Below are 23,406 nucleotides of genomic sequence, written 5' to 3' on the forward strand. Positions count from 1 at the left end.
CGAAGAACGTCTGCGCGCCACCATCACGACGCTCGAAGGGATCCACATTATGTCGACCGCTCCGCTCTCCTCCTCCCGCAACGACGACCTACCCGCCGGCGCGGGCTCCAACGGCTGGATCACCTTCGCCGCGATCATCCTGTTTCTCAACGGCATGTTCGGCGCGCTCTACGGGCTGGGCGCGATCCTCAACGACAAGGTCGTGACGGTCGGCGGCGGCACGGGCGTCACCGTCTGGGACTTCACCGGCTGGGGCTGGATCCAGCTGATCATCGGCGTGGTGATGGCGCTCGTGGCGGTCGGTTTGTTTACCGGCAACCGCGCCGCCCGCTGGCTGGCCGTCGGCATGGCGATGATCAGCGCGCTGGCCCAGTTCGGGATCATCTCGGCCTTCCCGCTCTGGGCGATCCTCGTCATCGTGCTCGACGTGGTGATCATCTACCAGCTCGTGGCGCGGTGGGAGCCGGAGGTGGTGTGAGGGCGGCGGCGCGAGCGTCGGTGGCGCTCAGCGCGCACGTTGGCTGGGAGCTCGCGGCGTGGTCCGTCGGCACCGAAGAGAGCGAGCCGAGTTGACACCTCGAAGCGAGGTCGGTCGTCCGCCGGCGCCGTGGCAGGCAGTCTGTGTCGAGCAAAGGGTCTATGACCCCCATTGCTCGACACGGATCCCCGGGAAGGGCCTGCGGACGACGGGCCAGCGCACCGAGCCACACTCCCCGCTCGCTCTCCTCGGTGACGACAGACCACGTGCGCAGCACGACCAACGCGGCGCACTGAGCGCCCCGGGCGCCCGAGCAGCCGCCTCTTACTTCCGCTCCCCCGCCACCGCCGCGGCCAGCCCGATCTCCAGGAACCCCTGCAGGATCAGGCTGACGCTCACGACGATGACCAGCGTCCCAAGGCCGATCCCCGGCCACGCCAGCAGGATCGCGCCGGCCGCGATGCCGACCACGCCCCACAAGAGATTCCACAATCGGCCGCCCGGAACGACGATGCCGCGGATGAGCTTCATCACCCCGAGCACGCACCACCAAAAGCCAAGCACCCAGACGATCGTCAGCACCGACTGCCCGGGCCGGACCATCAGGACGAGGCCGGTCAGCAGGCCGAGCAGGCCGACGAGGACGCCGAGGATCCGCGCGCCCGTCGGCACGCCCTCTCCGGCGACGGCGATCAGCAGCGCGACGGCGCCCCAGAGCGCGAGGTAGACGCCGAACAGGACGCCAACGACCAGCAGCGTCGGCTTGGGCCAGATCAGCGCCGCGGCGCCGACAGCGACCGACAGGCCGCCGGCGACGAACATCACCCACGTCGGGATCTCGGGTGCGTCTGCGGCGCGCCCGCCATCTTCCAACGACGCGTCCAGTGAACCGGCAGCCATCGTGCTCCTCCTCGTGTTCCGGGACGGCGAGCGTCGTGCGTGCACGGGTGAGCCCTCCTCCCTCGTGCCGGGTGAACGCGCTTCGCGTAACGGCCGGGCGTTCACCCCGCGCGGGTGAACGCCGTCCACCCGGCGCGCAGCCACGATCGAGCACCGGTGGCCTGGCTCTTCCCATCGCTGCGGCACTACCAACCGACCTGGTTGCGCGGCGACCTCATCGCCGGGCTCACGGTCTGGGCGGTGCTGGTGCCGGAGTCGTTGGCCTATGCGTCGATCGCGGGCGTCTCGCCGGTCGTCGGCCTCTACGCCGCCCCGCCCGCGCTGCTCTTCTACGCGCTCTTCGGCAGCTCACGCCACCTGATCGTCGGCCCGATGTCGGCGACCGCCGCGCTTTCGGCCGCGACCGTGGCCGACCTCATCGCGCCCGCCAGCCAGGACTTCGCAGCGTTCACCGCCGCGCTGGCGATCACCACCGGCGTCGCGGCGCTGCTCGCGGGAATCCTGCGCCTGGGCTTCTTGGCCAACTTCATCTCCGAGCCCGTGCTCAAGGGCTTCATCATCGGGTTGGCGTTGACCATCATCATCGGCCAGGTCCCCAAGCTGCTCGGCGTTTCCGGCTCCGACGGGGACTTCTTCGAGAAGCTCTTCGACGTGATCGGCAAGCTCGGCGACACGCAGGGCGCGACGCTCGCGGTCGGCCTCGGCTCGCTCGCGGTGGTGCTCGGGCTGCGCCGCATCGCGCCCGTCGTCCCCGGCTCACTGGTCGCCGTCGCGCTCGGCGTCGGTGCCGTGGAGCTGTTCAACCTCGATCAGCACGGCGTGGAGATCGTCGGCCACATCGACTCCGGGCTGCCGTCGATCGGCGTTCCCGACGTCTCCGTGCACGACTTCGGCGCGCTCGCCGCGGGCGGGATCGCCGTGATGCTCGTCGGCTTCGCCGAGGGCCTCGGCGCCGCCAAGACCTACGCCGCGCGCGAGCACTATGAGATCGACGCGAACCGCGAGCTGATCGGCCTCGGCGCCGCCAACGTGACGTCGGGGCTGGCAAGCGGGATGGTCGTCAACGGCAGCCTCTCCAAGACCGCGGTCAACGGCGGCGCCGGCGCGCACAGCCAGGTCTCGGGACTGGTCGTCGCGGTCCTCACCGTCGTGACGCTGCTCTTCCTCACCGGCCTCTTCGAGCAGCTGCCGGAGGCCACGCTGGCCGCGGTGGTCATCGCGGCCGTGATCGAGTTGGTGGACATCGGCGCGCTGGTCACGCTGCACCGCGTGTGGTCGGTCCGGCTGGGCGAGGCCTACGGCCCGGCGGCGCGGCCCGACTTCCTCGCCGCGGTCGCCGCCCTGCTCGGCGTCCTGGTCTTCGACACGCTGCCCGGGCTGTTCATCGGGATCGCCGTCTCGTTGACCCTGCTGCTCTACCGCGCCTCGCGCCCGCGCGTCGCGGTGCTCGGCCGCGTGCCCGGGACCGACGACCAGTATTCCGACGTGCGCGGGCGCCCCGACAACCGGCTGCCCGACCACGCGACGATCCTGCGCGTCGAGGCCGGTCTGTTCTTCGCCAACGCCGACGTCGTGCGCCGCGAGCTGCGCCGCCACGCCGCCGAGGACCATGTCAATGCCATTGTGCTCGACGCCGAGGCGATCCCCTTCGTCGACATCAGCGCCGCACGCATGCTCAACGACGCGGCCATCGAGTTGCGCGCGCGCGGCGTCACGCTGCTGCTCGTCCACGACGTCGGGCAGGTCCGCGACGTCCTGCGCGCGGTCGTCGACGAGGACCCCGAGCTGCAGACCGTCTACCCGACGATCGCCGACGCGCTCGCCGCGGCCGCGGCCGCGCCGCCGGCCCCGCCGCCGTCACCCGGTTCGGGTGAATCGCCCTCACCCCAGTAGGCGCGAGACTGCACCGTGATGCCGAGCGCATCCGCCCTCGCGAGCAAGGACATGGTGGTGCTGCCCGGCGCCACGTTTGCCATGGGCAGCGAGGAGTTCTACGCCGAGGAGGGCCCGGTCCGCCAGGCCACCGTCGGCCCGCTCGCCATCGACCGCCACCCCGTCACGGTGCAGGAGTTTCGTCGCTTCGTCACCGAAACCGGTCACGTCACCGAAGCCGAGCGCGCGCCCGACCCCGCGCTCTACCCGGACGCCGACCCCGAGCTCCTGGTCCCCGGCTCGCTGGTCTTCCAGCGCACGGCCGGCCCGATCAGCCTGCGCGACGCCCACGCGTGGTGGCGCTACGTCCCCGGCGCCTACTGGCAGGCGCCCGAGGGCCCCGGCTCGACGGTCCGCGGCCGCCACCGCCACCCGGTCACCCACATCGCCCACGGCGACGCGCAGGCCTACGCCGCCTGGGCGGGCAAGGAGCTCCCGACCGAGGCCGAATGGGAGTACGCCGCCCGCGGCGGGCTGGACGGCGAGCGCTTCGCCTGGGGCGAGGAGATCGCGCCGCACGGCAAGATGATGGCCAACTGGTGGCAGGGGCGCTTCCCCTGGGAGAACCTGCGCCTCGACGGCTACGAGGGCACGTCGCCCGTCGGCGCGTTCCCGCCCAACGGCTTCGGGCTCTTCGACGTCTGCGGCAACGTGTGGGAGTGGACGGCGGACCGCTTCACGACGGCCGCAACATCATCATGTTGCACGCCGCCTGCGCCCGAGGCGATCCCGCGCAACACGATCAAGGGCGGCTCGCACCTCTGCGCACCCTCCTACTGCCTGCGCTTCCGGCCCGCGGCCCGCCAGGGCGAGGCGATTGACACCTCGACGAGCCACATCGGCTTTCGCTGCGTCGTCCGGGGCAAGCACGATGGGTGAGGCGATCGGCCAGGTCCTCTCGTTCGGCGTCGGCGTCGCGCTCAGCCCGATGCCGATCATCGCCGTCGTGCTGATGCTCGCCACGCCGCGCGGCGCCCGCAACGGCCCGGCGTTCCTGCTCGGCTGGGTCGCCGGCCTCGGCATCGTCGGCACCATCATCCTGCTGGTCTCCAGCGGCGCGAGCGCCAGCGACGACGGCGCACCGGCCACCTGGACCAGCATCCTGAAGTTGGTGCTCGGCTTGGCGCTGCTCGCGCTCGCCGTCAAGCAGTGGCGTGGCCGCCCGCACGGCGATGACGCGGCCACGCTGCCCAAGTGGATGGCGACGATCGACGCCTTCACCCCCGGGCGCTCGGTGGCGATGGGCTTCGCGCTCTCGGCGATCAACCCCAAGAACCTCATCTTGACCGCGGGCGCCGCCGCGGCCATCGCGTCAACGGGTGCGACCACCGGCGATCAAGCGGTGGCCCTTGCCGTCTTCATCGTCGTCGGCACGCTCGGCCCGGGCGCCCCGGTCGCGATCTTCTTCCTGATGGGCGAGCGCGCGCACGCGATCCTCGACGGCCTCAAGGCCTGGCTGGCCAAGGAGAACACGGTGATCATGGCCGTGCTCTGTTTGATCATCGGCGCCAAGCTGATCGGCGACGCGATCAGCGGGCTGGCCGCCTGACCGCACCGTCGACGGCCCCGCTGACGGTCGGCGACGCCGGGACGTCCGGGGTGACGCCGGCGCGCTGCAGGATCACCGCGGCCGGCGCGCGCACCGCGGCAAGCCGGAGCTCGACCCCCTCGGCCCGCAACTGCCGAGCGAGCTCGGCGATCACATCGACCGACTGAAGGTCGAGGTCGACCGACTGGGAGAGGTCGAGCACGAGGACGTCCGGGCGCGGCTCAGCACCGGCGACCGTCTCGAGCACGCGCGCACGCACGCTGTCGGCGTTGGGGTAGAACAACGGCCCGTCGCTGCGGATCACCAACACACCGGGCGGCACGGTCCAGCCAGGGTGGCGGTCCAGCCAGCCCCACGCACCGCTGTCCGGATCACGGCCGAGCGCGCCGACCGACGGGCGGCCCAACCGCAGGGCGACGTAGACCAGCGACAGCCCCGCGGCGACGACGAGACCTTGGAGCACACCGAGGACCAGGACACCGGCCAGCGCGACAAGCGCGAGGACAAAAGCTGAGCGCCGGATGGTGGCGAAGCGACGGAGCTCACCGACGTCGTAGAAGCCCATGACCGCCACGATGACGATCGCCGCCAGCGTCGCCTGCGGGAGCTGCTCGAACAGCGGCGCGAGGAACGCACCGGTGAGCAACACCAAGCCGGCGCAGACGATCGACGCAAGCTGGCTGCGCCCGCCGGCGCCATCGGCCGCGGCGGTCTGGCTGGCGCCACCGGACTGGACGAACCCGGAGGAGAGTCCCGCCGCCAGGTTGCCGGCGCCCAGCGCCATCAGGTCGCGGTTGGCGTCGACGTGGTAGCCGTGCTTGACCGCCAGCTGGCGCGCGACGCCGACGGCTTCTGCGGTGAGGATCAGCACGCCGAAGGCGGGGGTGATGAGCTGGACGATGTCATCCGCATTGACATCGGGCACCGCCAGGTCGGGCAGCGCGTGCGGGATGTCACCGACGACGTCGACGCCGTGATGGTCGAGGTGCAACAGCGACGAGGCGGCAATCCCCAACGCAAGGACCAGCAGCGTCGCGGGGATCCGCGGCAGCAGCCGGTGACCGAGCAGCAGCACGGCCAGCGACCCGGCGCCCACGGCAAGCGTCGTCGTCGCGATGTCGTCGAGGTGCCCGAGCAGGTCCCACAACTGCGGGAAGAAGTTCCCATCGCCGGCTGGTACGCCGAAGAGGCTCGGCAACTGGGCGATCGAGATCGTCAGGCCGAGGCCGAAGAGAAAGCCGGTCATCACCGGCTTGGACACCAGGTCGGCGACCGCGCCGAGGCGCAGCGCGCCGCCCAGGACCAGCACCACCGCGACGACGATCGCCAGCGTGGCCGAGAGCGCCGCGAAACGGACCGGATCGCCGTGCGCGAGTGGGCCGACCGTCGCCGCCGACACCGCCGCGGTCGCCGTCGTCGCGCTGACGACCAGTTGGCGCGACGTCCCGAGCAAGGCATAGGCAATGAGGGCTCCGGGTGCCGCCATCAACCCCGCCTGCGGCGGCAGGCCGGCGATCTGCGCATAGGCCACCGCCTGCGGCGTGACGACCGACCAGATGACAACCCCTGCGACCAGGTCGGGCCGCAGCCAGTCGCGCGAGTAGCCGGCGATCCAGCCGGGCACCAGGCCCTTCCACATGGCGTCGATCATCGGAGCGGCGCGGGTGATGGCTCACCACCCCCGGCGGGTGAGCACCCTCCACCCCTGGTGGTGGGAGACTTCGCGAACATGGCCACCGCGCCGCGCAACGTCGGGGACCGGCTCGAGCAGGCGATCGCCGATCGGACCGACCTCGAGCGCGAGATCGCGCGCGGTGAGGCGACCGGCGAGCCCGAGCGCCGCCACCTGGTCCGCACCGCCATCTGGCTCGGGCTGACCGCGATCTCCCTGTACCTGGTGGCGCCGAGCCTGCTCGACGTCCTGAGCTCGTGGCGTGACATCCAGCAGATCGCGCCCGCGTGGCTGGCGGCGATGGTCGTCCTGCAGGCCCTGTCGTTCGGATCGCTGTGGGCGCTGCAGCGGCTGGCGGTGCGCACGCGCCACTGGCCGCCGGTCATCACCTCCCAGCTCGCGGGCAACGCGATGTCGAAGATCGCGCCGGGCGGTGGCGCGGTGGGCGCGGCGGTCCAGTACCGGATGCTCGTGGACGCCGGGCTGGACCGCACGGTCGTGGTCGGCGGCCTCACCGCGTCCAACCTGCTCACCTTCGCGCTCGTGCTCGCGATGCCGATCCTGGCGATCCCCGCGCTGATCCGCGGCCTGGTCCCGCGCGATCTGGTCAACGCCACGCTGATCGGCGTCGCGGTCTTCGTGGTGCTGGCTGCGGTTGGCGCATGGTGCCTGCGCCGCGACTGGCCGCTGAGGACCGTTGGACGCGCCGTCCAGCGCGTGCGCAACCGCCTGCGTCCGCACGCCGAGCCGCTGCGAGGGCTCCCTTCCCGCCTGCTGGGAGAGCGCGATCGGATCGCGGCGACGCTCGGTCCGCAGTGGCTGCGCGCGCTGCTCGCGACGATCGGCCGCTGGGCCTTTGACTACGCCACGCTGCTCGCCGCGCTGGCCGCGGTCGGCTCACACCCGCGCCCGGCGCTCGTGCTGCTCGCGTTCTGCGCTGCGCAGCTGCTCTCCCAGATCCCGATCACGCCGGGCGGCCTGGGCTTCGTCGAGGCCGGGCTGACGGCGACGCTGGCGCTCGCCGGTGTCGCGACAGGCGACGCGGTCCTCGCCACCTTCGCCTACCGCCTGCTCTCCTACTGGCTGCCGCTGCCGATCGGGCTCATCGCCTACATCGTGCACCGGCGCATGTTCGCCCCTGCCGGGTCAGGGTGAGGGTCTCGCGTGCGTACGCGCCCCACCGCCCGGCACCCGTTGCCAGCCGACCCGTGCAGGGTGGCCTGCCCTCGCGCGCCCCTTCAGCACGCGGCGCGGGCGCGCGGCCGCTGCGCTGCGGAGGCGCATCCTTCGACGCGGGGGTTGTGACGGACGAAGACGCCGGCGACCGCGATGTTGTCCACCAAGCTGGTCTCGTTCGAGGACGAGCCGACCATGGCGACGTTGTGCAGCGGGCCGGTCGCGGTGACGCGTAAACGGACGCCGATCGTCTCCGAGGCGCCGGCGTTCACGGTGCCCAGGCGACAGAGGAGCGGCAACTGCTGGCCGCAGTCCCCGGCGGTCGTCCGGGCCGACACCAGCTGCGCGTGAGCACCCGGCTTGTCGCCGAGCACGACGTCGGTGGCGGCCACCGGGCCGGTGTTCTTGACCCGGATCCGGTAGGTCACCACGTCGCCCAGGCGCGGCGTGCGCGTGCTGGCGGACTTCGTGATGGTCAGGTTCGGCCCGGCAGCACCCGGGGTCCCGGCGGGGTAGACGGGCGGCGCGGTCGGCACCGTCGGCAGGGGCGGCTGGGGCGCAGGGATCGGTGTCGGGGCCGTCGTGGGCGGGGGAGGTGTGACGGTCACGCCCGGGGTACGCCGGTTGGTAAACGTGCAGTCGAGCTGCGGGTTGGCCTCGGTGAGGCGGACCAGCGCGCGGCCCTGGGCGAACGGCAGGAGCTTGCCATCGCAGGACACGCGAATCAGCGCCCAGCGCCCGTCCTGATCAGCGGCCGCCTTGAACTCGCGGATGACGTAGGTCCGAGCGGGATGTTGGTGGTCTTGTCGCCGGTGGCGGTGACGGCCGTGTCGGTGGTGTGCGTGGTCGCGGTCTTGTTGTAGACCTTGGGCGTACCGGTGGTCGGCGCGATCTGGAAGCCAGCCGTGCCGGTGCCGTTCTGGGTGATCTTGCGGATCGCGATCCGCCCGATGTGATCGCGCTGGTTGGTGAACGTGCAGATCGCGCCGCCTCCGGGCTTGATGTCCACGACGCCGGCACTGCGCTTGCCGTTGCACAAGAGGCTCTTGCGATGCCACAGGCGCTTGCCGGCACCGTTGGCCGTTTCGCTGACGCGGTAGCGACCGGGGTTCAGCGTCATCGGCTTGCCGGCCGCCGCCACCCCGACCCGCGCGGTGCCGATCGTCCGCCGGCCGGCGAGCACGCCGCTGAGCGTGCGGGCGAAGAACTGGAAGGTGCCGATGCTGTTGTTGGTGACCTTGCGGATCAGCAACGCGCCGAGGACCGGACGCGGCGCGTTGGTATAGGTGCAGGTCACCGTGTCGCCGGCGGCCAGCGTGATGTCGGCCTGCCCGGTCGCGCTGTCGGTCGTCACGGTGCTGGCGCCGTGGGTGCAGGTCAGGTCGGTCAGGATCCAGCCGTCGGTCGACCGCTCCTTGATCGTCCACGGCGCGACGCCGGCGGGCGTGGCTCCGCGGAAGAACGTCTGCTCGGCCGGCTGGCCGTTGTTGATGTTGAGCGAGAAGGTGCCGCTGGGGTCATAAGAGACGTTGCCCTCCATGACGAAGGACTCGGTCGCATCGGGTGCGCCGGTGACCACCTTGCGCACGATGATCGTGCCACTGGAAGGTGGCGGCGTGACGTAGTAGGCATAGCAGAACACGTGGCCCGCGCCGCTGGGGAAGTTGATGGTCTCGACGTTGTCGCCATTGAGGTTGTCGACCGCGCAGCGCAGCGCGCCGAAGCCGTAGGCGCCCGGATGCTCTTGATCGAGGACCGGGTCGTCCACGGCGCCGCCCTGGATCCACAGGTTGGAGTGCGAGGCGGCGTCGGCCTGGGCGCCGGTCAAGTCGAACGTCGTGGCACCGTCGATCGACGCACCCGCCACCGGCTGGCCCTTGTCATCGAGCATCGGCGTCTGCGCGACCGTCCGGATGGTGGTGTCGAACGGGTTGCTGACCTTCGACAGCGACCCCCATGTGCCGGTGACGGTGCCGCCGATCCCCGTGCCGAGGACGAACTTCCAGTTCGTCAACGGCGCGCACTGCGTCTGGTTGTCGGCCTCTTTGACGGGGTTGATCGGCTCGCCTGAGGTATATGGCGTGTCGGGGCCGAGATCGCGCAAGCTTTCCTGGATGTCGTTGCGCGCCAGGTTGGCCGTGATCGACTCGTAGGTCGGACAGGCGCGCGCAGCGACGGTGACCAGCAGGCCGGTGCCGCTGCTCTGCGCCCAGGCGGCGCCGGGCGCGGCCGCGGCGAGGGCTGTCGCGACCGCCAATATGCCGGTGGCGCGCCGCGCCTTGCTGAGGATCCACCGAGCCGCCGCGATGGTCACGTCGTCCTGCTCCCGTGTCGGGTATGGGCCACGTGGCCGCCCTCAACCTCGGCCACGCACAGTCGTGACCTTCCTCGGCGGTCGGATGACGTGGCATCCCCCGGATCGGGTGAACGGCAATCGCCGATGGCGTCGAGCCCGCGTCCGCCGCGGGTTCGACGCCATCTGTGCCTTCGGCTACGCCAAGGCCTTGGCCTTCAGCGCCGCGAACTCGTCGGGCGTGATCGCACCGCTGTCGAGCAACTGCTTGGCCTTGTCGATCTCGGCCGCCGCGCCGCCACCGCCGCTCGCGTTGACCGAGCGCACGTAGTCGTCGAACTGCGCCTTCTGGCCCTGGGCCGCTTCGGCGCTGCGCTGCGCCATGCCGTCGTGCTGGGCGATCAGGTAGACGAGCACGCCGAGGAACGGCAGCACGATCAGGAACACGATCCACGCGGCCTTGCCCCAGCCGGAGATGTCACGCCGGCGGAACACGTCGCCGAGGATGATGATCATGATCCAGATCCAGATCACCCACGCGAAGAAGATGATCATGCTCCAGAGGATGTTCAAGAAGGGGTAGTCAGCCGCGAGGATCACGACATCTGCTCCTGTTCGAAGGATGGAAAGGCTGACTATCAGCACCACCCGGATGAGCCGGCGTCACCCGCCGAGGGTGAAGTGCTCTGCGGGCAGGTTCGGGGCGGTGGGACCCGGATCGCCTGACCGGGGACCTAGGGTGAAACACATCGGCGGTATCGGCAGTTCTCATCTCTGCAACCCCCGACAAGGAAGGCCAGCCGTGACAAAGTCCAGCATCATCCTTGCCTCGGTCATCGCCGCGGGCGCCCTGACGGGGCCGGCCACGGCGACGGCCAAGCGCTGGCGCCCGCCGCCGGTCGATCCCTCGCGGATCGTCCGCTCGGCCAACAGCTGGGCGCTGCAGAGCAACACCACGCAGACGTACTCCTTGACCATCGCCGGCATCCCTGAGGCCTTCAACACCCTGCTGCCGTGCGCCGGCTTTGACATCAAGGGCAGCGGCGTCGACCTCGCCGCCGTCAACCTCAACGGCTTCGGTCCGGTCGACCCGATGCCCGGCAAGGAGGGCACCCCGGACGGTGGGATCCTCTTTGCCGAGCGCCAGCCCGACGGCTCCTACGCCATCCCGGAGTCGCGGGCGGTGGTCGGCCCCCTCAACCAGCACGAGGCCATCGGCTGCGCGCTCTCGGGCTACCACTGGTACGACGCCAAGGGCAACCCCAACAACGTCGCCCTGCCCAACTACATCAAGCACAAGCCGCGGCTGCCCGGCCGCACCAGGCCCACACAGGTCGCAGGCCCGGTGTCGGTGACGCTGGCCGGCTTCACCGGCACCACGGCGGCCAACGGCCCGCCGCGGCTGGTCCTGCGGATCACGACCGGTGAGCTGACCGGTCCGGTCAAGCTGCGGATGCGCGCCGACGTGCTCAAGCAGCGGAGCACCCGCGCGAGCGAGAACGCATAGGCACGTGCTGCGACGGTCCGCCTCGATCGCGCTTGCGGCCTCGCTGCTGGCGCTACTGCCTGCGGGCAGCGCGTCGGCGTCGGCGAGCCGCAAGCTGTGCTTCGCGCGGACCGTGCTGCGCGACTCGCCGGGCGGCTTCGTCATCGGGCACCTCGTCCGTCCTCAAACGTTGTTGGTGTTGTTGCACGATGTCAGCGGCGGCTGGTCCTACGTGCGGGTCAAGACCGGCACGCAGGGCTGGGTCGCGTCGCGCGCGTTGTGCAAGAACAAGGAGGGAGGCTAACCGTGCCGGGCCGCGTCTCCGACGAGCGCCTCATCGCCGCGTTTCGCGGTGGCGACGAGACGGCGTTCCAGCAGATCCACGACCGCTATCGACCGGCGCTGCTGCGCTTCGCCACGCGGATCCTGCGCGACGGCGGCACCGCCGAGGACGTCGTGCAGGAGGCGCTGTGGCGCGCGCACCGCGCGCTGCGCCGCGACGACCGCCCGATGAACCTGCGGCCGTGGCTGTACCGGCTGGTGCGCAACTGCTCCCTCGACGAGCTCGGCCGCGTGCGAACCGACTGCGTCGACCTCCACGCGATCGATGGCGATGGCGCCCTGACGGCCGCGCTGCGCGACGAACCGCCGGCGGCCTACCAGCGCCGCGCCGACCTGCGCCAGCTGCTCGACGACCTCGGCGCGCTGCCCGCGCGTCATCGCCATGCGCTGGTGCGGCGGGAGCTCGACGGCCTCAGCCACCGCCAGCTGGCCTCCGAGCTGGACATCACGCCGAGCGCCGCCCGGGTCGTCGTGTACCGGGCGCGCGTCGCGCTGATGCAGGTCGTCGACGAGCGCTCGACCTCTTGTGAGGCTGTGCGGACGAACCTCCTCGAGGCACACGACGCACGCCGCCGCGCGTCGGCGCAGACCCATCGCCACCTCGCCCGGTGCGCCGAGTGCCGCGAGTTCCGCGCGGCGCTGCGCAAGACGCGGCGGGCGATGGCGATCCTGCTGCCGGGCCCGCTCGTGCTCCTGGCCGCGGGCGGCGCGGGGTTGAAGATCGGCCTCGCAGGCAAGGCGTCGGCCGGCAAGGTCGCCGCGGGCGCCGCGACGGCGACGCTGGCCGTCGGCGCGGCCGGCCTCGCCCTGCCGACGCTGGGCCCGGGCGATCCCGCGCCGACGACGATCAGCAGCCCGGCGCTGCCGGGAGGTCATCTGGGGCGCGGCGCGCCGCTGCCGGCCGGGACGGCGATCGTACGCCGCGCGGTGACGCTGCACGCGGGGACGAGCGCGCCGGCGGCGGTGGTGCTGCGCTGCCCGAGCGGTCTGCGGGTCGCCGATCTGCTGGCGCCGTCGGGCGCGCGGCTGAACGCGACCTACGGGCCGGGGGTGGTCGTGGGGGCGAGCCGGAGTGCGCAGGTCGTTCTGGAGCGCAATGCCTTGGCGTACAACATGCGGGCGTCGGCGTCGGTGGCCGTGCTGTGCAAGCGACCGAGCCGGGGTGGCTCGATCGTCGCGGGCGGAGGCGCTGGTGCGGCGGCTGCGGCCGGTGTGGCGGTACCGCACCCCACGCTCGTCCGCGCGACGGCGTTCTTGTACGCGAAGCCGTCACGCGGGAGCGTGGTGGGGACGGTCCGGCGCGAGCAGCCGGTGAGGGTCGTCGCGCGGCCGCGAGGCGGATCGTGGCTGCGGGTCGTGACCGACACGGGCCAACGGGGTTGGGTCGCGAGCCAGCTGCTGAGCCCGACCCCGCACCGCTGACGGGTCAAGCGTTCGCCACCCCGCCGGTGCGGCGCACGCAGCGGAAGCCGACGTGGCTCATCCCCGTGTCGATCATCTGCGGCCGGCGCGCCGCGGGCCGGTAGCGCAGGCAGTAGCTGTCAGCGCAGAGGAACGAGCCGCCCTTGAGCACCTTGCGCGGGACGCGGAACTGGGGCTGGGCGGGGTCGAGGCTCGCCACCTCGTCGGCGCCACGCGGGTTCTGCGGGATGCAGCAGGGCTTCGTGACGTCCTCGGGGTGGCTGGTCGCATACCAGTCCGCGGTCCACTCCCAGACGTTGCCGGCCATGTCGTGCAACCCATAGCCATTGGGTTGGAAGGTGCCGACGGCGGTGGTCGTGCCGTAGCCGGGGTCAGCGCGCCAGGGGAAGTCGCCATGCCAGTAGTTCGCCAGGCGCTGCCCTGGCTGCTCAGGCTCGTCGCCCCAGACGTAGGTCGCGCCTTCGATGCCGCCGCGCGCGGCGTGCTCCCATTCGGCCTCGGTCGGCAGCGCGGCGCGCGCCCAAGTCGCGTAGGCCTGAGCGTCCTCGTAGGCAACATGGACAACGGGATGGTCCATGCGACCGGCCAGCGTGGAGTCCGGACCTTCGGGGCGCCGCCAGCAGGCGCCCGGCGTCCAGGCCCACCACTGGTCGAGGTGCCGCAGGTCCACGGGCCCGCGCGTGCGCGCGAAGACGAGCGCGCCGGCGCGCAGGTTCTCGGGCGGCGCCCCCGGGAAGTCCGCCGGGTCCAGAGGACGCTCGGCGACCGTGACGTAGCCGGTCTCCCGCGCGAAGGCCGCGAACTGCCGGTTGGTGACCGCGCAGCGATCGATCCAAAAGCCGTCGACGGTCACCCGATGGGCCGGCGCCTCCTCGGCGTCGTGGCCGTCTGACCCCATCCAGAACGTCGCGCCCGGGATCCACTCCATGGCCGCCTCAGCGCCCAGCCGTCATCGCCGCCTCCATCTTCTCCAGCGCCTGGTCGATCGTGAAGCTCGCCGCCTTCTGGCGCGGCGGGAAGTCACGGAACGTCTCCAGGAACCGCGCGACCAGCGTGGTGCCGGCCAGCACCAGGAAGTCGTTGGTCAGCAGCCAGTCCCAGTAGGTGTTGGAGGTGACGTCGGCGCGCTCGAAGGGATCCATGCGCAAGTTGAACAGCTTGGGCACGCGCAGCGTCACGAACGGCTCGGCCCAGACCTGCAGCGTGCCGAGGCAGCGCTGCTCCATGAACACCACCTTCCAATGGTCGTAGCGGATCGCGAGCAGGTCGCCGTCGTCGGAGAAGTACAAGAAGCCCGGCCGCGGACCCTCGTCGGCCTCGCCCGTCAGGTACGGCAGGAAGTCATAGCCGTCGATGTGCACCTTGTAGGTCATGTCACCCGCCGCGTGGCCGGCCTTGCACTTCTCGACGATGTCGGGCTCGCCGGCTGCCGCCAGGAAGGTCGGAAGCCAGTCGTGGTGGCTGATGATCTCGTTGCAGATCGACCCGGCCTCGATGTGGCCCGGCCAACGGACCATCTGCGGAACGCGGAAGGCGCCCTCCCAGTTGGTGTTCTTCTCCCCGCGGAACGGCGTCATGCCGGCGTCCGGCCACGAGTTCATGTGCGGGCCGTTGTCGGTGCTGTAAACCACGATCGTGTCCTGCGCGAGGCCGAGCTCGTCGAGCAGGTCCAGCACGCTGCCGACGGCCTTGTCGTGATCGATCATCGTGTCGTGGTAAGGCGACTGCCAGCGGCCGGCCTGGCCGACGCTCTCCGGCTTGGGATGCGTCCGGAAGTGCATGTGCGTGGTGTTGAACCACACGAAGAACGGCGTGTCGGCGTCGACCTGGCGCCTGATGAAGTCGCCGGCGTGTGACAGCACCTCGTCGTCGATGGTCTCCATCCGCTTGGCGGTCAGCGGCCCCGTGTCCTCGATGCGCTGCTTGCCGACCCGGCCGTAGCGGCCGTGCTCGCTGTCGTCGTCGGTGTCGGTCGCCCAGGTGTGCAGCACCCCGCGGGGCCGGAAGCGCTCGTTGAAGAGCGGGAAGTCGTCGGGATCCGGCCAGTTCGGCTCCTCGGGCTCCTCCTCCGCGTTCAAGTGGTACAGGTTGCCGAAGAACTCGTCGAAGCCGTGGGCGGTCGGCAAGAACTTGTTGTTGTCGCCCAGGTGGTTCTTGCCGAACTGCCCGGTCGCGTAGCCCAGCGGCTTGAGCAGTTCGGCGATCGTCGGATCCTCGGCTTGCAGACCGACATCGGCGCCCGGCATCCCGACCTTGCTCAGGCCCGTCCGGAAGACGCTCTGCCCGGTGATGAACGACGACCGGCCCGCCGTGCAGCTCTGCTCCCCGTAAGCATCGGTGAAGCGCATGCCCTCGGTCGCGAGCCGGTCGATGTTCGGCGTCCGATAGCCCATCATCCCGTCGCTGTAGCAGCTCAGGTTGGTGGTGCCGATGTCATCGCCCCAGATGACGAGGATGTTGGGCTTGCGCTGGTCAGGCAACGTGAATCGTCTCCTCCGGGTGCGGCGGTCAAGGCGTCGATCTCATCCTCCGGAGCCACCGGGCAGGTCGACATCACCCGCCACAGGTGATCCGGCTCGGTTCGGTTCGCTCCGAAGCACTTGGGCACCATCCCTGCCCAACCTGACATCGCCAGGTGCAACGTTGCCCATCGTGCAACTTCGCACGTGGTCGTTGGTCACCCTCGGCGGGTGAGCCACGCTCACCCGATGGGGCGGGAGCGTGGTGCTCGGAGGTCTCTATGCCTCGCCGAGCCATCCCCCACCTGGCTACGCCGCAACTCCTCGCCGCCATCGGCGCCGCGCTCGTCTCGCTTGTCGTCTCAGCTGGCACTGCCGATGCCGCAGCGGTTTCGGGGCGGGTCTTTCACGACTACAACACCAACGGGATCCTCGACACGGACGCTGGCAAGGGGGCGATCGACACCGGCGTCCCCGGACTGACCGTCAGGGCCGTGCAGGGCACCGCGACCGTCGTCGCCACGACGACCACCGCCGCCGATGGCTCGTACACGCTGACCGCGCCCGCCGGTCGTGTGCGCATCGACCTGACCGTGCCGCTGCCGTGGTGGCCGACGCGGCAGCTCAACGGGCTGCGATCCGACGAGCAGTTCGTCGATGCTCGCTCGCCGGTGACGGGCGCCGACTTCGGCGTGCACCTGCTGCGCGAGTGGTCGATCGACAATCCGCTGGTCTTCTGGCCGGTGCAGTGGGGCGGCCCGCCGACCGGCCCAGAGCAGGACCGTGACGGCATTCGCGGCATGCCCTACTTCACGACCCCGGCGACCAGCACGACGTTCACCGCGCAGCCCGACAAGGTCGTGCCCGCCACGTTCGGCCAGGTCGGAACGCTGTATGGCCTGGGCCTCGACCAGCGCACCGGCAGCCTGTACGCCGGCGCCTACTACAAGCGCTATGCCGGCCTGACCGCTGACGGGCCCGGGGCGATCTTCCGTGTCGGGCAGGTGCGGACCGCCGGCAGCGTGCGTCTGTGGGCCAAGCTCCCCGCCGGCGCCGATGCCCACCCGACCAGCACCAGCTCCAGCGAGTGGTTCGGGGCCGCGCCCGCGCATCGCGACATGACGTGGGACCTGGTCGGCAAGCGCGGCTTGGGGTCGGTCGAGGTCGATCCCGACGACGACAATGTCTACACCATCAACTTGCTCGACAAGAAGCTCTACCGGCTGCCGCTGAACGGCACGCCACCGGTCACGCCCGCGTCGGCGACCGCCATTCCCGACCCAGGCTGTGACCGCCCCGACGACTGGCGGCCGTTCGCGCTCGGCTTCGACCGGCCGGCGAACCAGCTGTATGTCGGCGGCGTGTGCTCGTCGGAGTTCACGCAGGATCGCCTCGCGCTGAAGGCCGTCGTGTATCGCGTCGGCGATCCCGCCGGCAGCCCGTCGTTCACCCCGGTCCTCACGGTGCCGTTGACCTACGAGCGGATCGATCCCTACCGCGACAACTCCAGCCGGTGGCAGCCGTGGCCGACCGCAACGAGCATCAAGCCGCCGAACACGATCCTCGCCCCACCGCAGAACGGTCGCGGAACGCGCGGCACGGCGAACGTCCGTCTCGACGACGAGTCCTACCCCCAGCTCGGCGGGATCGCCTTTGACGGCGGCAGCATGATCCTCGCATTCCGCGACCTCATGGGTGACATGTCGGGCAGCACGATCAACAACGAGGCCAGCACGTCGAACCCCAACGGGCGCGGCGCGTCGGTGACCGTGCAGGGCGACCTGCTGCGGGCGGCGCCGAGCGGCAACGGCTTCGTCTTGGAGTCCGCTGGGCGTGTGCCTCCTGCACCGGCGCCGGACGGCGTCCAGGGGTTCGGGATCTCCTGTCCGGCCAACCCCACCCGGAACGCCGCGGAGTGTTACGGAGCACTCGGTCCCGGCGGCGGGTACTTCTACGACCCCCACCCCGGTCTCAGCGACCAGACGGCGCCGTCTCCCTTCCAGGGCGGGGCATTGCAGGTGCCGGGCTTCCGCGATGTCATGACCACCAGCGTCGACGTGATGGATCCGCTCGAGAACGGCTTCCTGTGGTACGACAATGACACCGGCCGCAAGACGCGCCGCGTGCAGAACGTGCTGTCTGACGCCCATCTCGCGTCCCCAGGCGAGGGTGGGTTCGCCAAGGCCAACGGGCTCGGTGACCTCGATGCCTATGTGGCTCGCGCACCGGTCCAGATCGGCAACCGTCTCTGGTACGACGAAGACATCGATGGGATCCAGGACACCGGTGAGCAGCCGGTGGTCGGCACGATCGTCGAGTTGCTCGACGCCAACGGCATCGTGATCGACAACACCCGCACCGACTCCCAAGGCGAGTACGTCTTCCAGATCGCGCCCGACACCGCCTACACCGTTCGCGTGCCGCTCGATCAACCGGCGCTCGAGGGCTGGTACGTCACAAGCACGACCAGCGGCGACGATGCTCGGATCGACAACAACGGGACCGACCGCAATGGCTACTCGGTCGCGACGGTCAGCCCGCACGCGCCGGGCCACAACGACCACTCCTACGACTTCGGGTTCATCCACAACACCGACACGACGACGACCGAGACGACCGAGACGACCAACACCACGGAGACGACCGAGACCACCCCAACGACGCCCACAACCCCAACAACGACGCCGACGACCCCTCCTCCTCCGTCACCGCCGGCCGATCAGCCCGCACCGCCCGAGCAACCGGCCTACGCCGGTGCCTCCGACGGCACGCCGCGCCGGACCCCGATCGTCTTGGTCAAGTACCTGTCCAAGGGCGCCGCGGGCTCGCGCCAGCTCCAGTTCGGCATGGTCGTGCGCAACGGCGGCGCCCGCGATCTGTCGGGTATCCAGGTCTGCGACCGGCTTCCGTCGATCCTCGACTATCTCGGCGCGACGCGCCTGGCGCGACGGCTCGCCGGCCGCCGCGTGTGCTGGCGGTTCGCGACGCTGCCCAGCGGAGCAGCGCGCAAGCTGCATGTCACCACCTCGGTCCGCGGCGCCGTGCTGCTGGGCACCATCATCAACACGGCGCGCGCCACCGGCCGCCACGTCCGGCCGGCCGTGGCCCGCGCGATCATCCGCAAGCACCGGCGACCGAAAGTCACCGGATGACGCATCGGTGCTGAGACGTGCGCGCGCGGCGACGATGCTCCTCGCGGCATCCGCCACCGGCGCATGCGGCGCCGGCAGCGCAACCGGACCCGCGCGCGAGCACCACACGCTGCGTGTGCCCGGCCAGTACGCAACGATCCAGGCGGCGGTGCGCGCCTCGCATCCCGGAGACCTCGTGCTGATCGCGCGCGGCACCTATCGCGAGAGCGTCGCGGTCGACGACGAGCACGGGCGGATCGTCCTGCGCGGCGTCGATCGCAACCGCGTCGTCCTCGACGGCGACGACCGATTGGCCGACGGCATCGCCGTCCATGCCGATGGCGTCGCGGTCGAGAACCTGACCGTCCGCCGCTTCCAGGTCAACGGCGTGGTGTGGTCGCCGTCGGGTGAGTACGGCGACGACCGCCAGTTGCAGGGCTGGCGCGGCTCCTACATCACGGCCTATGACAACGGTCTCTACGGCGTCTACGCGTTCGGCGCCGAGCATGGGCGCTTCGACCACATCTACGCTTCGGGCCAGCCCGACAGCGGGGTGTACGTCGGTCGCTGCCGGCCGTGTCACGCGCTCGTGCGCGACAGCACCGGCGAGCACAACCACGTCGGCTACGAGGCCACCAACGCCAGCGGCGACGTGACGGTGGTCGGCAACGTCTGGCGCCGCAACCGCGTCGGCGTCGAGATCAACGCCCTGCGCAAAGAGGCGGGATTCCCGCAGAGCGGCTCGCTCCTGAGCCGCAACATCATCACCAACAACAACGAGCGCGCCGCGCCACGCGGCTCAGAGGGCTTCGGCGCAGGGGTCGTGATCAATGGTGGCAGCGATGACGTCGTGCGCGACAATCGCGTCACCGGTCACGTGACGGCCGGCATCGTGATCCTCGACAGCCCCGACGCGACGGCGACCGACAACGTCGTCCGTGGCAACCGCCTGCGTGGGAACGCCACCGACCTCGCGCTCCAGACGGCGTCTCGGACGTCGCAGGGCACGTGCTTCGTCGCCAACCGTGGTGACAGCGGTGGCTTGAGGACGGCGCCAGAGGACCTGCAACGGCAGACGGCGGGCGCTTGCGGGCGCTCGGTGAGGGTCGGCGCCGGCCGGCTGCACCACGCAGCCGCTCCACCCCAGGTCGACTACCGCACGGTCCCGGCACCACCACCGCAGCCGACGATGCCGGAGGCCGGCGTCGCACCTGCCCGGCCGGCCACCGGGCGCCCCGAGGACGAGGCAGGCGCATGAACGTGCGCGCCCTGGCCGCCGCCCTCACCGTCGGCGCCCTCGCGGCCGCCGGCTGCGGCGCAGACACCGAAGGCCCCGCCGCGCCCGCAGCCGTTCACCAGGCCGGCACGCCGGCCAACGCCCAGCAGTTGCTCGTCCTCGCCCACGTTTTGGAGGCCAACCGCCAGCACGGCGGCGCGCGCTTCACCGCCCGGCTCGACGTTCATGACGGACATGCCGTGGCCACCGGCCGCGTCGACTTCCACAGCGGACGCGGTACGGCGCTTCTGCGTCCCGTCAGCGCGAGCGGCGGCGCGCCGCGCCGGTTCTACTGGACGCGCCACGCGGTGCTGACCCAGACGACGCCCGGCGGCGCCCGCTACGCCCGCCAGGCACCGGACCCGCAGGGCGATCCGGTGCACGCGATGATCGGCTTCATCAACCTGCTCGCGGCCGAGACGATCGACAACACCACCAACATCCGCGACCAGGACGCGCGCCTGCTCCGTCACACCACCATCGACGGCGCGTCGACCGACGAGTACAACTACGGTCCGAGAGCGAGCACAACGCTCTGGGTCCAGCGCGCGGACGGGCTGCTGCGACGCGTGCGCACCGACCGCGTGCCCGGCGGGCTCACCGTCGATCTCACGACGCACGAGCCCATCCGGATCACGCTCCCGGCAAGGCGCGATGGGTGAGCGGCGCAGGCTCCCGCACACGGCCAGCGGCGCGACGATCGCCGGCGCGCTGGCCATCGCCCTGAGCACCGCACCGCCCACCGCCGCGACCCCAGCCCGCTGCACGCTCGCCGCCGCGCCGAGCCACGCGAGCGCCTGGCGCGCTTACGTCCCGCCGTCGACGCCCGTCCGCGCGCGGCCGGCGTCCCCGGCCGCCCACGCCCCCGTCACGCTCGCCGGCTCTTGGCTGCTCGTCCTCGCGACGGCCCGCGGCCCCGGTGGGGAGTGCCTGCTGCAAGTGCGGCTCGATCGGCGACCCAACACCGCCCACGGCTGGGTCGCGGCCAACCGCGTCCGGCTCGTGCGCACGCGCTGGCGCATCGAGATCTCACGCGCGCGACGCCGCGCCGTCCTGCGCCACGCCGGACGAGCCGTCGCCCGCTGGCCGGTCGTCGTCGGCGCGCCGGCCACGCCCACGCCACGCGGCCTCTTCGCTCTACAAGCCAGTTACCGCTCCCCCGCCTCGAGCTTCGAAGGCACCTGGATCCTCGCGCTCACCGCCCACAGCCAGATCCTGGCCACGTTCGACGGCGGCGACGGACGCGTCGCGCTGCACGGTCGCGGCCCCGCCAGCCTCATCGACCCTTTGGGCAGCGCCGCCAGCCACGGCTGCATCCGCTTCGACAACCACGCGATCGCCACCATCGTCCGACGCGTCGGCCGTGGCCAGCTGCCGGGCATCCCGGTCGCGATCTCGTAGCGGTGAGCGTGCCGCCGCGCCGACCTGTACATTGGCGCCCGTCATCGCGTGGGGGAATCCGGTGCAAGTCCGGAGCTGACGCGCAGCGGTGTGGACGGGATGACCGTCTGAGCCCGAATGCCCGTGCGGTGGCGCAGTTCTGACGGACCCTGTTCTCGCGTTTGGACGGCGGCCGCTCTCGAGGCACGGTGCGCCGAATGCGTGGGCGAGATCGTGGTGAGAGGCGCCCGGCGCCCTGCAACCACAAGGAGTCTCACCACGATGTCCCGCATGTCCACCACGCGGCTGCTCGCCGCGTCCATCGCCGCGCTCGCGCTCGCCCCGGCGGCCGCGCACGCGACCACCACGCCAGCCGCGTTGACCACCTCGGTGACCAACGCCACCACCTACGTCAAGGGCCTGCAGGACCCGACGACGGGCGCCTTCGCGTCGACCGGCCTGTCCAACGAGTGGGCGTTCAGCGCGCTCGCGCCGGCCGGCGTCGCGGCGGTCGATCTCCTGCCGCCGCCCCCGAACAACGTGGTGAGCAAGAACGCCCGCAAGGTCTACCGCGACTACCTCTCGCCGGCCTCGTGGCCGGGCGGTTCCCCGGTGGTCACCGACTACGAGCGCGCGACGCTCAACGCCTACTCGGCGGGCATCGACCCGGCGCGCGTGGCGGCGACGCGGAACCTGATCGCCGACATCGCGTCCTACTGGCAGACGGCGTCGCCGGGCTACTGGGGCACGCCGGGCAACTTCAACGGCACGGTCTTCGGACTGCTCGCGCTGGCCGGGGCCAAGACGGCGGCGGGCGCGCAGCGCGTGCCGCAGACGTTGTTGAACAAGTCGATCACGACGGTGCGCGCCAACCAGCACACCGACGGTGGGTGGAACTGGACGAAGGCCGAGGGCGTTCCGGCGCAACTGGCCGCGGTGAGCGACATCGACATGACGGGCGCGACGCTGGCGTCGCTGTGTGTCAGCGGCGTGGCGAACACCGACAGCGCGGTCGTCGCGGGCAAGAACTTCCTCAAGGGGAAGTTGGTCAACGCCACGGGCGCGTTCAACTCGTCGTTCGGTGCCAACACGGACTCCAACGGCTGGGGCGTCCAGGGGCTGAACGCCTGCGGTATCGCCAACCAGGGGGCGGACTTCACCACCGCGATGGGCAAGACGCCGATCGACTTCCTCGTCAGCCAGCAGCTGGCCGGCGGCGGCTTCCGCTACACCACTGGCTCAACGCCCAACGCCTATGCCTCGATCGACGCGCTGCGCGCGGAGGCCGGCGGCGGCTTCTCGGCGACGCCGCCGGTGCCGACCACGGTGGGTGAGCCGCGGTTCGTCGCCAGCACGTCGTTCGTGAGTGGCACGACGAGCAAGCTCGCGGTGATCGTCGACGACGGCTCGGGCACGCTGAAGGTCTGCTCGGTGTCGGTCGCCCCGACGACCGCGACCACGACCCTCGGCGCGGTCCTGACCGCGGCGGTCAGCGGGTCGACACCGGCCGGCTGCGTCACGGGGAGCTCGCCGTCGAGTGGCGTCATCACCACCATCAACGGGGTGACCAACAGCGGTGGGTCGACGTGGAAGGCCAGCATCGACAACGGGACGGCGGCCGCGGCGAACACCGCGACGGGCGTGAGCCTGGGTGACACGATCTCGCTGAAGTACGGGGTGTAGAGGAAGACGCGCGGGTGCCGCGCCAGGGCTTGTGCCCGGCGCGGCGCCGCGCCTTTGTTGATTGGTCGTCTGTGTGTGCTGGTTTGCGTGGCACACCCGGTGGCGTTCAGCGCGTTTGCTCTGGCGGGTGCGCGGCGTGGTTCGGGGCACCGAGGGGAGTGAGCAGTAGCTGGCGCCTCGGGGCGCCCGGGGTCGTCCGCCGGCGCCTGGGCGCGGGTGGTTCGTGG

20 protein-coding genes and 1 riboswitch are annotated in these 23,406 nt (G+C 71.2%); of the genes, 13 read left to right on the forward strand and 7 right to left on the reverse strand.

Annotated features, from left to right (window positions below):
- The first annotated feature begins 49 nt into the window (after positions 1–49).
- Positions 50–478: a DUF7144 family membrane protein gene (locus tag VGO10_RS04460; RefSeq protein WP_327465579.1), complete on the forward strand. Its 429-nt coding sequence runs from the start codon at positions 50–52 to the stop codon at positions 476–478.
- A 324-nt stretch (positions 479–802) separates the two neighbouring features.
- On the opposite strand, the gene VGO10_RS04465 is transcribed toward VGO10_RS04460, so the two are convergent.
- Positions 803–1,378 (reverse strand): HdeD family acid-resistance protein, encoded by a 576-nt coding sequence (locus VGO10_RS04465; protein ID WP_327465581.1) that lies wholly within the window; start codon positions 1,376–1,378, stop codon positions 803–805.
- 156 nt (positions 1,379–1,534) lie between these two features.
- Here VGO10_RS04465 and VGO10_RS04470 point away from each other — a divergent pair, with 156 nt between their 5' ends.
- From VGO10_RS04470 to VGO10_RS04480, 3 genes are read left to right on the forward strand one after another with little or no spacing between them, the layout of a single operon-like run.
- The gene (locus tag VGO10_RS04470; RefSeq protein WP_327465583.1) at positions 1,535–3,271 is read left to right on the forward strand and encodes a SulP family inorganic anion transporter; all 1,737 of its coding nucleotides are present in this window, start codon (positions 1,535–1,537) and stop codon (positions 3,269–3,271) included.
- An 18-nt stretch (positions 3,272–3,289) separates the two neighbouring features.
- On the forward strand, positions 3,290–4,189 hold the full coding sequence (locus VGO10_RS04475) for a formylglycine-generating enzyme family protein (RefSeq protein WP_327465585.1): 900 nt from the start codon (positions 3,290–3,292) through the stop codon (positions 4,187–4,189).
- Positions 4,182–4,859: a GAP family protein gene (locus VGO10_RS04480; protein WP_327465587.1), complete on the forward strand. Its 678-nt coding sequence runs from the start codon at positions 4,182–4,184 to the stop codon at positions 4,857–4,859. The genes VGO10_RS04475 and VGO10_RS04480 overlap by 8 nt, the downstream gene beginning before the upstream one ends.
- Here VGO10_RS04480 and VGO10_RS04485 read toward each other — a convergent pair.
- Positions 4,840–6,510, reverse strand: a complete 1,671-nt coding sequence (locus VGO10_RS04485; RefSeq protein ID WP_327465589.1) for a SulP family inorganic anion transporter — start codon at positions 6,508–6,510, stop codon at positions 4,840–4,842. The genes VGO10_RS04480 and VGO10_RS04485 overlap by 20 nt on opposite strands.
- A gap of 78 nt (positions 6,511–6,588) precedes the next feature.
- Between VGO10_RS04485 and VGO10_RS04490 the strand changes: the two genes are divergently transcribed.
- On the forward strand, positions 6,589–7,686 hold the full coding sequence (locus tag VGO10_RS04490; RefSeq protein WP_327465591.1) for a YbhN family protein: 1,098 nt from the start codon (positions 6,589–6,591) through the stop codon (positions 7,684–7,686).
- A gap of 83 nt (positions 7,687–7,769) precedes the next feature.
- Here VGO10_RS04490 and VGO10_RS04495 read toward each other — a convergent pair whose 3' ends face one another.
- From VGO10_RS04495 to VGO10_RS04505, 3 genes are all read right to left on the reverse strand, one after another.
- Entirely contained in the window at positions 7,770–8,426 is a 657-nt protein-coding gene (locus VGO10_RS04495; protein WP_327465593.1) for a DUF11 domain-containing protein, read from the reverse strand.
- 5 nt (positions 8,427–8,431) lie between these two features.
- Complete coding sequence (locus tag VGO10_RS04500) at positions 8,432–10,021, reverse strand: prealbumin-like fold domain-containing protein (RefSeq protein ID WP_327465595.1); 1,590 nt, start codon at positions 10,019–10,021, stop codon at positions 8,432–8,434.
- A gap of 177 nt (positions 10,022–10,198) precedes the next feature.
- The gene (locus VGO10_RS04505; RefSeq protein ID WP_327465597.1) at positions 10,199–10,600 is read right to left on the reverse strand and encodes an SHOCT domain-containing protein; all 402 of its coding nucleotides are present in this window, start codon (positions 10,598–10,600) and stop codon (positions 10,199–10,201) included.
- Between the two features lie 202 nt (positions 10,601–10,802).
- Here VGO10_RS04505 and VGO10_RS04510 point away from each other — a divergent pair, with 202 nt between their 5' ends.
- From VGO10_RS04510 to VGO10_RS04520, 3 genes are read left to right on the forward strand one after another with little or no spacing between them, the layout of a single operon-like run.
- Positions 10,803–11,507 carry a hypothetical protein gene (locus VGO10_RS04510; protein ID WP_327465599.1) on the forward strand — a complete coding sequence of 235 codons (705 nt, stop codon included), beginning with the start codon at positions 10,803–10,805 and terminating at the stop codon, positions 11,505–11,507.
- A 4-nt stretch (positions 11,508–11,511) separates the two neighbouring features.
- On the forward strand, positions 11,512–11,790 hold the full coding sequence (locus VGO10_RS04515; RefSeq protein ID WP_327465601.1) for a hypothetical protein: 279 nt from the start codon (positions 11,512–11,514) through the stop codon (positions 11,788–11,790).
- A 2-nt stretch (positions 11,791–11,792) separates the two neighbouring features.
- Positions 11,793–13,250 (forward strand): sigma-70 family RNA polymerase sigma factor, encoded by a 1,458-nt coding sequence (locus tag VGO10_RS04520; protein ID WP_327465603.1) that lies wholly within the window; start codon positions 11,793–11,795, stop codon positions 13,248–13,250.
- Between the two features lie 4 nt (positions 13,251–13,254).
- On the opposite strand, the gene VGO10_RS04525 is transcribed toward VGO10_RS04520, so the two are convergent.
- Entirely contained in the window at positions 13,255–14,178 is a 924-nt protein-coding gene (locus VGO10_RS04525; RefSeq protein WP_327465605.1) for a formylglycine-generating enzyme family protein, read from the reverse strand.
- A gap of 7 nt (positions 14,179–14,185) precedes the next feature.
- Entirely contained in the window at positions 14,186–15,730 is a 1,545-nt protein-coding gene (locus tag VGO10_RS04530; protein WP_327465607.1) for an arylsulfatase, read from the reverse strand.
- Between the two features lie 260 nt (positions 15,731–15,990).
- Between VGO10_RS04530 and VGO10_RS04535 the strand changes: the two genes are divergently transcribed.
- The 5 genes from VGO10_RS04535 to VGO10_RS04555 all read left to right on the forward strand — a co-directional run bounded on the left by VGO10_RS04535 (position 15,991) and on the right by VGO10_RS04555 (position 23,179).
- Entirely contained in the window at positions 15,991–18,861 is a 2,871-nt protein-coding gene (locus VGO10_RS04535; RefSeq protein ID WP_327465609.1) for an SdrD B-like domain-containing protein, read from the forward strand.
- Between the two features lie 7 nt (positions 18,862–18,868).
- Positions 18,869–20,098 (forward strand): right-handed parallel beta-helix repeat-containing protein, encoded by a 1,230-nt coding sequence (locus VGO10_RS04540; protein WP_327465611.1) that lies wholly within the window; start codon positions 18,869–18,871, stop codon positions 20,096–20,098.
- Positions 20,095–20,778, forward strand: a complete 684-nt coding sequence (locus VGO10_RS04545) for a hypothetical protein (protein WP_327465612.1) — start codon at positions 20,095–20,097, stop codon at positions 20,776–20,778. Before VGO10_RS04540 ends, VGO10_RS04545 begins: the two co-directional genes overlap by 4 nt.
- Complete coding sequence (locus VGO10_RS04550) at positions 20,771–21,517, forward strand: L,D-transpeptidase (RefSeq protein ID WP_327465614.1); 747 nt, start codon at positions 20,771–20,773, stop codon at positions 21,515–21,517. Before VGO10_RS04545 ends, VGO10_RS04550 begins: the two co-directional genes overlap by 8 nt.
- Positions 21,518–21,546: 29 nt before the next feature.
- Positions 21,547–21,660: riboswitch (cobalamin riboswitch) on the forward strand.
- 118 nt (positions 21,661–21,778) lie between these two features.
- Positions 21,779–23,179: a hypothetical protein gene (locus VGO10_RS04555; protein WP_349258918.1), complete on the forward strand. Its 1,401-nt coding sequence runs from the start codon at positions 21,779–21,781 to the stop codon at positions 23,177–23,179.
- Positions 23,180–23,406 lie beyond the last annotated feature (227 nt).

Source organism: Baekduia sp., from assembly GCF_035996765.1.
Classification (GTDB): Bacteria; Actinomycetota; Thermoleophilia; order Solirubrobacterales; family Solirubrobacteraceae; genus Baekduia.